The organism is Methanobrevibacter sp. (assembly GCF_017447225.1).
Lineage (GTDB): Archaea > Methanobacteriota > Methanobacteria > Methanobacteriales > Methanobacteriaceae > Methanocatella.
The window spans coordinates 1-7,662 of sequence record NZ_JAFSNZ010000056.1 but is presented as its reverse complement, the minus strand read 5'-3'; the positions used below and the strand labels follow the sequence as shown (position 1 = coordinate 7,662).

Genomic DNA, 7,662 nt, shown 5'->3' with positions numbered 1-7,662 from the left:
GTTCAATCTATCCGTGTTACAGGTTTGTTGGTATGCCGGAATATGTTTTGGGTAATGTTTCAACCAATCCTTCTTTTGATGACCTGAAAACATCAGATGCATGGGCAAAGCTTCAGGAATTCAGGAATTATGTTGATGAAAACTGTAAGAAATGCAAATTTGTCAAATATTGTGAAGGAGGATGTCCGTATAATGCAATTGTTGCACATAAAACTCCTCAGGCAGTGGACCCGCAATGTGATGCTTATAAAATAATATTCGGCGAAGTTTCAAAAAGAATGAATAAGGAATTTGCCCGTTCTGCCTTTGGATTGGGTGCACCGGCTGAAAGAAAAGAGGGTGAACAGTTCAGCATAATGGATTTGGCTATGAAGCCATAATCGGGGTGATGATATGATTTGTGATGATTGTAAACACTTGGAATTTAGAGATAAGTACAAGATTGTCTGTAAGATTAACGAACATCTTCTATTGGATGTCAAACAGTGCATGAATTTTGAAAAGGCTGAAGATGAATAATATAATAATTTCATTTTCTCTTCTATTTTTTTCACTCAGTAATACTGAGTATTTAAATGAATTTAAAAAAAGTAATAACATTTATATGCTTCAAGTTGCATAATATTATTAGTAATACTGAGTATTTAAATGAATTTAAAAAAAGTAATACTTTTTGGCTGTGGGTAATACTTTATATTTAAATGATTTTAAAAATTGTAATACTTCTTAATTTTTTAATCTGATTCCCTCATTGGGATTTTCATTAAAAAATTTTTTAGTAATACTGAGTATTTAAATGAATTTAAAAAAAGTAATACTTTGAGGTGTTTTGAGTGATTGATGAAATAACAGACTTTTTATTCGGACTAAAAATGACGATTATTTCAGGAATCTTTTTATTGATTGCGATTATTTTTATGATTTTTGGAATTGACACGCCAATTTACCTGAATCCCGCATGGGGAACAGTAATAATCAGCGGTATTCCAATGTTATTGCTGGCTATGACCAGGCTCGTCCGTGAAAAATGGATTTCATCCGCATTGCTGATTGCAATCGCAATGATTGCTTCCTTATTGATTGGTGAAGTTTTCGCAGCAGGTGAGGTCGCATGGATTATGGCATTAGGTGCTCTTCTTGAAGACTGGACAGTTGAAAGAGCTAAAAAAGGTTTAAAAAATTTAATTGACTTAACTCCGCAAACAGCAAGACTTACAAATGGTGATGTAATCCCTGCAAGTGAAGTTAAGCTTGGAGATAACTTAAGGATTTTGCCTGGAGAAAATATTCCGGTTGACGGTGAAATCATTAAGGGAACCAGTTCAATAGATCAGTCAGTAATGACTGGAGAATCATTGCCTATTGATAAAACTGTAGGTGATGATGTATTTTGTGGAACCACAAACATGTTTGGAGCTATTGATATTAAGGCAACAAGTCTTTCTGAAGATTCTTCTCTTCAAAAATTAATTGACTTGGTTAAGGCCGCTGACGAAAAACAGGCTCCAACACAAAGAATCGCTGACAAATGGGCTACATGGCTAGTTCCTGTTGCACTGATTATTGCAATTGTTGCATGGCTTGTCACCGGAAACATCGAACGTGGAGTTACAGTTTTAGTAGTATTCTGTCCATGTGCTTTAATTTTGGCAACTCCTACTGCTATTATGGCAGCTATTGGTCAGGCAACAAAACATGGTGTACTGATTAAATCCGGTGAAGCTTTAGAAAACCTGGGTGCTTTGAATACTTTGGTATTTGATAAGACAGGTACATTGACCTACGGTAATCTTGTTGTATCAGACATTACTCCAATCGGAATTTCAGAAGAGGAGCTCCTGTCTCTTACAGCATCATGCGAAAGCTTAAGCGAACACCCTCTTGCTAAGGCTATTGTCAGCAAAGCCGAAAACGATAATATTCAAATTGATGAAGTAGAAAACTTCAAAATGTATCCCGGTCTTGGAGTGTCATGTGAAATCAACTCCAACACAATTTATGCAGGAAATCTGAAGTTTTTAAATGAAAAAGGTATCAATGACAATGTTGATGAATACATGGATAAATTTAAAAATGAAGGTAAAGCAACAGTTGTAGTTGCCAAAAACGATAAGATTATTGGAGTCATTGCATTATCAGACATGATACGTGAAGATGCTCCTGAAATGATTAATGCGCTTCATGACATCAAGACCAAAACTGTTCTGCTTACAGGAGACAATAATCAGGCCGCAAACTACTTCGCTTCAAAAGTCGGAATAGGTGAAGTTCACGGTAACCTGCTTCCCGAAGAAAAGCTTGAATGGATTTCCAAGTTCCAGGAAAACGGTGAAAATGTATGTATGGTTGGTGATGGAGTAAATGATGCGCCGGCACTTAAAACCGCTAATGTAAGTGTGGCTATGGGATCCATGGGCAGTGATGTTGCTATTGAAGCTGCAGATATCGCTCTTTTAGGTGATGAAATCTCAAAAATTCCTTATCTTAAAAACCTGTCAAACTCTACATTGTTTACTATCAAAGCAAACATTGCAATTTCCATGACAATCAATGCTGTTGCTATTATCTGTTCTGTATTGGGACTTTTGAATCCGGTTACTGGAGCTATTGTCCATAATGCAGGTTCATGTTTGGTTGTTTTAAATGCAGCATTGTTATATGATAGGAATTTTGATAAAAAAAGTAAAAATTCACAGCATAATCACTATCACTCTCATGAGGATGGAACACACACCCATTCCCATGAAAATGTGGAGATTATCGATGAAATCGTAACTGAAAATGGCGTTCGTCATCTTCATGCGCATACCCATCCGATGGATAGGCATGCATGTGAAGCATATCATAATTAGACAATGTCTAAATTTCAATAATTAAAATATATTTTTAATTATTTTTTTCTCTTTTTTTTAAACATCAGATATTGATTTTTCAATATATCATGATAAATCATTATATTTATAAAGTATCTTTTACAGATATGATAATAGTTTTAATTTATTTGATGAGTGAATATTATGTTAACATCAGTACAAAAGGAAATTTTACAAACACTAATTAATTTATACCAGTCCTCTGATGGTAAATCCATTAAAGGAGAGGATATTGCTGAAGTTATGAACCGAAACCCTGGTACAATTCGTAATCAGATGCAATCCCTTAGAAGTTTAAGTTTAGTTAAGGGAGTTCCGGGTCCTAGAGGTGGGTATAAGCCAACTATTGAAGCATATCATTCTTTAAACATATCAATTTCTGATAAGGAAACTAAAGTTCCTATTTATCGTAATGATGAAAGACTAAAAGATATTTCCGTTGCTAAAATAGAATTCACTTCTGTACCCCAACCTGGTGAATGTGAAGCAGCTATTAAAGTTTTAGGTAGTATTAAAGACCTGAATCTTGGAGATATGATTAGAATTGGTCCAACTCCGGTTAATAATTTAGGAATTATGGGTGAAATTGTCGGAAGAGATGATATGGACAATATACTTCTTGTAGATACAACTACCATCAGAAGCATTCCAAAACAGACCGTTGGGGATATTGCAAGCAAAAACGTGATTTCTCTAAAAGTTGACTGTAATTTAAAGGATGCTGCAAAACTGTTTTCTGAAAACAGAATTGACGGTGCTCCTGTAATGAAAGATGGAAAAGTCGTAGGCGTATTTACAGTAACCGATTTGGTTCATGCATTTGCTGATGATAGGGATGATGCTACTGTTGGTGATTTAATGTCTAAAAAGGTTATAATCATAAATGAAAATCTGAAAATTGCTAAAGCCCTTGAAATCTTATTTAAGAAATCCATATCAAGGTTGATAATTGCAGATGATGACAATAACCTGCTTGGAATTGTTACAAGAACTGATTTGATTAATTCCATGACAAACCTTGAAAAGTTCCCGATTATTACTAATTAGTGTGATTAAATGGATAAAGTCAACCAATTAAATGTTAAAAAGGATATGAAGGTATTCGAATTAGTTGAGCAATTCGACAAATCAGGAGTATTGGGTTCCGGAAGAGTTGCCAGGGCATCAAACATATTGACTGACATGATTGCTGATGAGGACATGAACGTTTTCATGAGTTTAGGGGGGCCTTTGATTACGGGTGGCCTTAGAAATATAGTGACTCAAATGATTCGTCAAAAACATGTTAATCTGATTATATCAAGCGGAGCAAACATCACTCATGACCTGCTTGAAGCATTCGGCGGAAGCCATTATCGTGACGAAGGACGTGACGATGAAGACTTAAACGCTGACGGAATAGGAAGAATTGCTGATATCAATGTAGGATCAGATGACTTTACTATTTTTGAAAGTGAAATAATTAAGATTTTTGAAGACATCTCATCACGCAAAAGCAAAATATCAATTCAGGAGCTATTGCATGAGGTAGGATTACTGATTGATGATGAAAACTCATTTGTTGCAACTGCAGCACGTTTGAATGTTCCTATTTTTGCACCCGGACTAATTGACAGCATGTTCGGATTGCAGTTATGGATGTTTAATCAGGATCATGATTTTGTTGTCGATGCAGTGGCTGATATGCATTACTTGTCTGATTTTGTTTTTGACAGTGAAAGAATTGGTGGAGTCCTTCTTGGAGGAGGATTGACAAAGCATTATACTTTAGCTTCTACTTTGCTTAAAGGAGGATTGGATTCAGCCATTCAAATAACAATGGACAGGCCTGAAGCCGGTAGCTTAAGCGGAGCTCCTCTTAAGGAAGCTAAATCCTGGTCTAAAGCAAGATGCGGTTCAACGCTTGAAACAGTAATTGGTGATGTGACTGTAATATTCCCATTGATTTATGCAGCGGCATTGGATAAACTTTAGGTGTTTTAATTGAATTATCTTATTTTAGGCCTTTTATTTTTACTATCCGGATTTTTCATGAAATTTTCGGATGATGCATATGATGAAAACAATGATTTGAAATTAGCAATAATTTTCGGTATTTTATGCGCAATCGCCTCAGGTGTTGCTGCAACCATTGATTCAGGTGCAGCTTATGTTTTCATTGGAATTCTGATAGGTAATCTGATAGCATTAAAAATAGACGGCATCCATCACTGGATTACTCTGATTTTATTTATAATAATCTGTTTGATATTTGGTTTGCCGGAATTAAGTCTGGCTATTTTGCTTGTTTTCATTTTTGCAGCATTAGCTGATGAAGTAGGCCATGAATTAATTGAAAATTATACGGATAATAATTTCATTATCCTATTTTTTGAATACAGGTTTGTAATGAAAATTGTAATATTCCTATTGGCTCTATTTGGTTTCATATCATTTTGGACATTCATATTCTTTATTTTGTTTGAAGTGTCCTATGCAATGGCCGGCTGGTTGTTTGAAAAATAGTAATAAAAGGAAAATATATTATTTTCCTTATTCGTTTAATTCGATACCCATTTTTGCTGCGAATCTTGCAAGAATAACTGTTACGAGAACTGCAACAATGGTAACTATAATTGCGTAAGTGAATAGGCTGGATAAAGCGTCTCCAGATCCTACAAACTGTTCAATTAATGCTTGAATAGCATCGTTCCATGCTAAACCTGCAACGAATGCAAAAGCAGTGGTAATTAAACCTAAAATAGTTTCCATAATTAATTTGGTTACTTCAGATGCCATAGTATTTCCTCCTTTTCAATTAATTTGTTCATTAGATAAGTAGAACATGTATATTTATATATTTAGTTATTAAAATACTTTTAGTTAATTTTAACTTTATTTTAGAAGATTTTCGCATGCAAGTTTCGGATTGTCTGATTCATAAATGCTTCTTCCAACAATAATTGCATTGGATATTTCTAAGGTTTTTTTGGCATCACCGCCCTGCTTTCCAACGCCAGGTGAGATGATATATGCGTCATCACCAACAATATTTCTGATATCCTGCAGACGATCAAGGCGTGTTGCAGGAGCAACGTAGTTTGTAATTCCCATTTCAACACCCATTTTGGCTATTTCATCGGCTGCTGATTGCAGGAACTTCTTAGCTCCCGGATGGGACATTTCGGTCAGTAAAAACAGTTCCTTTTCATATCTGTTTGCAACGTCAAGGCATGCCTGCACACTGTCCTGTCCGACAAAACCATGACATATTATCGCATCAGCACCAGCTTTGAATGTCTCTTCACAGATTTTTTCGTTTGTCGCATCGATATCTGCCACCTTAAAGTCACATATTACCTTAAATCCAAATTTGTCTTTCAGTTTTCGGATAATTTCAAGGCCTTCTGCAAGGGCTAGAGGATAACCTATTTTTATGGTGTCTATATGGTCTGATATTTTATCACAGATGTTGATTGCCTCATCTTCACTTCCCACATCCAATGCTAAAATTAAATTGTTTTTTATTTTCATGTAAATTATATTTGTAAGTGTTATATTAAGTATTTTTATAAAATAGGTTTGATTTAATTGATTATTTTTTTAAAGTATAATTGATAAAATATTAATTTTATATTATATATTTAAATACTATGAGATAAATACCTATTAATGTCAAATTGGATTTAAATTGTTTAAATTTAAGTAAGCCTAAATTTGATTAATTATTAAAGAGGAGAATAAATTATGCATATTATGGAAGGGTTCTTACCACCATTATGGTGTGCTGTTTGGTATATTATAGCAATACCTGTGGTCGCATACGGACTCTATAAAATCAAAAAGGTATCAGATGAATTACCTGAATCTAGAGCTTTGCTTGCTGTAAGTGGAGCATTTATGTTTGTTATTTCATCATTAAAATTACCTTCTGTAACTGGAAGTTGTTCTCACCCAACTGGTAATGGATTAGGTGTTGCAATCTTTGGACCTGCAGCTACTGCAGTTTTAGCAACAATCGTATTAATCTTCCAGGCAATTTTACTCGCACACGGTGGTTTAACCACATTAGGTGCAAACATTGTTTCAATGGGTATTGTAGGACCTCTTGCAGGTTGGATTGTATACAAAATATTTTTCAAAGTGGGATTACCATCTAAAATTAATATTTTCTTTGTAGCTTTCGTTGCTGATTTCGCAACTTATTTAGTAACTTCCATACAATTAGGTTTAGCATTCCCTGAACCTACTACTATGGCAGCAATCACTAAATTTTTCTTAATCTTCGCTCCAACTCAATTACCATTAGCTATTGCTGAAGGTTTATTAACCGTAATTATTTGGAACGGATTAATGAGCTATAAACCAAAATTATTAAACAAATTAGGTGTTATCGCTGATAAAGAATTAGCAAAAGGTGAATAGATATGAAATACGAAAATCTTATATTGGCAATTATTGTAATTGTATTATTAGTGGCACCTTTAGCAATGTATTCCGGTCTTGGTGAAGATGAAGGATACTTTGGAGGATCTGACGATCAAGGGTCTGATGGTGTTTCTGAAACTGGATACGAACCTTGGTTTAATTCATTTTGGGAACCACCAAGTGGTGAAATAGAAAGTTTATTATTCGCTGTCCAAGCAGCTATCGGAGCAATCATCATTGGTTACTTCTTTGGTTACTGGAGAGGACAAGGTAAAGAAGAATAATTAATTAATTATTCTTTTTCTTTTTTTTAGAGGTTGTTTTAATTGAAATTTGATATTGATTATATAGCACATAACAATAAACTGTCTGACTTTAATGT

Annotated in this window: 10 protein-coding genes; 8 read left to right on the top strand and 2 right to left on the bottom strand. The window is 34.5% G+C overall.

What is annotated here, in order from left to right:
- The 6 genes from IJQ68_RS05475 to IJQ68_RS05450 all read left to right on the top strand — a co-directional run.
- Positions 1–380: SPASM domain-containing protein (locus tag IJQ68_RS05475; protein WP_292798003.1), on the top strand; the 380-nt coding region annotated here is incomplete at its 5' end.
- A gap of 13 nt (positions 381–393) precedes the next feature.
- Entirely contained in the window at positions 394–519 is a 126-nt protein-coding gene (locus IJQ68_RS05470) for a hypothetical protein (protein WP_292798001.1), read from the top strand.
- Between the two features lie 314 nt (positions 520–833).
- On the top strand, positions 834–2,852 hold the full coding sequence (locus IJQ68_RS05465) for a cation-translocating P-type ATPase (protein ID WP_292797998.1): 2,019 nt from the start codon (positions 834–836) through the stop codon (positions 2,850–2,852).
- A gap of 165 nt (positions 2,853–3,017) precedes the next feature.
- Positions 3,018–3,920, top strand: a complete 903-nt coding sequence (locus IJQ68_RS05460) for a CBS domain-containing protein (protein WP_292797995.1) — start codon at positions 3,018–3,020, stop codon at positions 3,918–3,920.
- Positions 3,921–3,929: 9 nt separating this feature from the next.
- The gene (locus IJQ68_RS05455; protein ID WP_292797993.1) at positions 3,930–4,847 is read left to right on the top strand and encodes a deoxyhypusine synthase; all 918 of its coding nucleotides are present in this window, start codon (positions 3,930–3,932) and stop codon (positions 4,845–4,847) included.
- A gap of 57 nt (positions 4,848–4,904) precedes the next feature.
- Complete coding sequence (locus tag IJQ68_RS05450) at positions 4,905–5,378, top strand: hypothetical protein (protein ID WP_292797990.1); 474 nt, start codon at positions 4,905–4,907, stop codon at positions 5,376–5,378.
- A 27-nt stretch (positions 5,379–5,405) separates the two neighbouring features.
- Here IJQ68_RS05450 and IJQ68_RS05445 read toward each other — a convergent pair whose 3' ends face one another.
- The gene (locus tag IJQ68_RS05445; RefSeq protein ID WP_292797986.1) at positions 5,406–5,651 is read right to left on the bottom strand and encodes a DUF5654 family protein; all 246 of its coding nucleotides are present in this window, start codon (positions 5,649–5,651) and stop codon (positions 5,406–5,408) included.
- 96 nt (positions 5,652–5,747) lie between these two features.
- The gene (pyrF, locus tag IJQ68_RS05440; RefSeq protein ID WP_292797984.1) at positions 5,748–6,386 is read right to left on the bottom strand and encodes an orotidine-5'-phosphate decarboxylase; all 639 of its coding nucleotides are present in this window, start codon (positions 6,384–6,386) and stop codon (positions 5,748–5,750) included.
- A gap of 213 nt (positions 6,387–6,599) precedes the next feature.
- On the opposite strand from pyrF, the gene IJQ68_RS05435 reads away from it, so the two are divergent.
- Together IJQ68_RS05435 and IJQ68_RS05430 are read left to right on the top strand one after the other, a co-directional pair.
- Positions 6,600–7,277, top strand: coding sequence for an energy-coupling factor ABC transporter permease (locus IJQ68_RS05435; protein ID WP_292797982.1), 678 nt, complete (start codon positions 6,600–6,602; stop codon positions 7,275–7,277).
- 2 nt (positions 7,278–7,279) lie between these two features.
- The gene (locus IJQ68_RS05430; RefSeq protein WP_292797979.1) at positions 7,280–7,564 is read left to right on the top strand and encodes an energy-coupling factor ABC transporter substrate-binding protein; all 285 of its coding nucleotides are present in this window, start codon (positions 7,280–7,282) and stop codon (positions 7,562–7,564) included.
- Positions 7,565–7,662: the final 98 nt, after the last annotated feature.

Bases quoted from the DNA above. Each gene is read 5' to 3' on its own strand.
- IJQ68_RS05470 (WP_292798001.1), top strand. From the start codon at position 394: ATGATTTGTGATGATTGTAAACACTTGGAATTTAGAGATAAGTACAAG.
- IJQ68_RS05460 (WP_292797995.1), top strand. From the start codon at position 3,018: ATGTTAACATCAGTACAAAAGGAAATTTTACAAACACTAATTAATTTA.
- IJQ68_RS05455 (WP_292797993.1), top strand. From the start codon at position 3,930: ATGGATAAAGTCAACCAATTAAATGTTAAAAAGGATATGAAGGTATTC.
- IJQ68_RS05450 (WP_292797990.1), top strand. From the start codon at position 4,905: ATGAAATTTTCGGATGATGCATATGATGAAAACAATGATTTGAAATTA.
- IJQ68_RS05445 (WP_292797986.1), bottom strand. From the start codon at position 5,651: ATGGCATCTGAAGTAACCAAATTAATTATGGAAACTATTTTAGGTTTA.
- pyrF (WP_292797984.1), bottom strand. From the start codon at position 6,386: ATGAAAATAAAAAACAATTTAATTTTAGCATTGGATGTGGGAAGTGAA.
- IJQ68_RS05435 (WP_292797982.1), top strand. From the start codon at position 6,600: ATGCATATTATGGAAGGGTTCTTACCACCATTATGGTGTGCTGTTTGG.
- IJQ68_RS05430 (WP_292797979.1), top strand. From the start codon at position 7,280: ATGAAATACGAAAATCTTATATTGGCAATTATTGTAATTGTATTATTA.